We start from the raw sequence: 1,693 nt of genomic DNA on the forward strand, positions 1-1,693 counted from the left end.
GTTGAATATATTTTGATGTTTTTTTTAGGTATTTATTAGTTTTATTTGAAAGTACTTGATCTGCTGTAATTACGCAGAGGTAGCTTTATTTACTCGAAAAATTTAGGTCTAAAAATATCTTTTATTTGTGAAATATTAGTTAATTTATAAGATGTTATGTTTTAGTTTTTTTTATTTTATGTTGATGTTTTTGCTGTATATAGTAATGTGCATATCTCATTGATTTGTTTGCATTGAGAAGCGAAATTTAGTTATTAAATTCACTGCGCTTTATGTGAATAAAATGGATTACTTCAAATAAATTATTAAAAATAAACTGTTTTTATCTAGTGGACATATATTGCGGATCGATATGGGTTTATTGGTAAAACGTTGAAGGTTAATTAATGTACAAAATTAAGCACTGGTTAATAGATTTAGAACACCCATTAGTCATTGATTCCCTAACAAATGAAGAAAGAAGGATTGGTTATCACGACCATCTTGTTATTCTGATGCTGTGTAGAGAAGCGGGGAGAATTTTAACAAAAGAAGATTTATTAAAAGGCGCTTGGCCTGGAAAGCATGTTTCAGAAGGTTCTTTAACACAATCGATCAGTGCGATACGCAACTTGATTGAAGACAACGGTAAAGAGCAAAAACACTTAAAAACAGTGGCTAAGGTTGGTTACAAACTTGAAAGTGAAGCTGTATCTTGGCAAAGCCCGTCTGTTGATGTTGTTGAACACGATCCTGAAGTGAACATAACCTCAGTAGAAGAGAGCTGTGATGATGTGCTGAACACAAATATTTCGCAAGATGTTCGCCGCAAACGTAATCGCAATCATCTATATATTGCGATTGGTTGTTTATCTCTGATTATTGCCGTTTGTTTTCCGTTTTTATTGACAGAGAAGCATGCGCGCTCAACTGGATGGCACCCTTTTACTAAAATTTTTTCAGCTGCCAGTTTAACGATTTACTGTGATAACAAAAAAAATGGTGAATGGCTATCAGCTAACTTAAGGGATATTGTGGATGAAAAAATCGCTAGTGGTAAGTTAAAACGTTTAATTATCGCTTCTTCAAAAGACACATTATCGATTGTGATTATTCGGCCATCTTCCGATCCCATTAATTTAGTCGTGCTATTGCAGTCATCTTTAAAAACAGATCAGGTTGTGAAAATTATTAAAAAGGAATTAAATAATTATGCATATTAAAGATAAGAGTCGCTATTTTCTGTGTTTCGGCTTGACGCTAATGTGCTCGTCTATTGCCTTTCATCTATTGGAAAAGAGTGACTTTATTGTTAGCGGTGTCACACGTTATATCACTATTGATGGTCGATTTGTTAGCACGGAATTTATGGAAATTCTGATTAATGACAATAATTTTGAAGCAATCAGTGAAATAAAACGTGCAGGGTTAGATGTGGTGAATGAAACTTATGCAAAAGGGGAGTTCATTGCTAAAGGACAAGGACTGTATGACGTTAGTTTAAATGAGGAAGAAACTGATTTTGATATTAAAAATGAAGACGACTTATTTGGTTATAAAAAACATATTTTTTCGAATCGAAAACTATCTTTTTTCAAATCCGTAAAAGTTGAAGAAGAACTTGATGGTCACTACAAACTAGTCATGTTAGATAGTCCTGTTAAACGCATGATCGCCGTGAAGTTTGAAACATTATCAGCAGAATAAGAAAGTG

2 protein-coding genes are annotated in these 1,693 nt (G+C 33.1%); both read left to right on the forward strand.

Translation table 11 applies throughout. The features are described from left to right. The first annotated feature begins 386 nt into the window (after positions 1 to 386). Positions 387 to 1,202 carry a winged helix-turn-helix domain-containing protein gene (locus E5A76_RS10660; protein WP_053988684.1) on the forward strand — a complete coding sequence of 272 codons (816 nt, stop codon included), beginning with the start codon at positions 387 to 389 and terminating at the stop codon, positions 1,200 to 1,202. Continuing rightward, entirely contained in the window at positions 1,192 to 1,686 is a 495-nt protein-coding gene (locus tag E5A76_RS10665) for a hypothetical protein (protein ID WP_107166073.1), read from the forward strand. The genes E5A76_RS10660 and E5A76_RS10665 overlap by 11 nt, the downstream gene beginning before the upstream one ends. The last annotated feature ends 7 nt before the right edge of the window (positions 1,687 to 1,693 follow it).

This window comes from Photobacterium lucens, from assembly GCF_009873615.1.
Classification (GTDB): domain Bacteria; phylum Pseudomonadota; class Gammaproteobacteria; order Enterobacterales; family Vibrionaceae; genus Photobacterium; species Photobacterium lucens.

Coding starts and splice junctions, on each gene's coding strand:
- E5A76_RS10660 (WP_053988684.1), top strand. CDS start 387: ATGTACAAAATTAAGCACTGGTTAATAGATTTAGAACACCCATTAGTC.
- E5A76_RS10665 (WP_107166073.1), top strand. CDS start 1,192: ATGCATATTAAAGATAAGAGTCGCTATTTTCTGTGTTTCGGCTTGACG.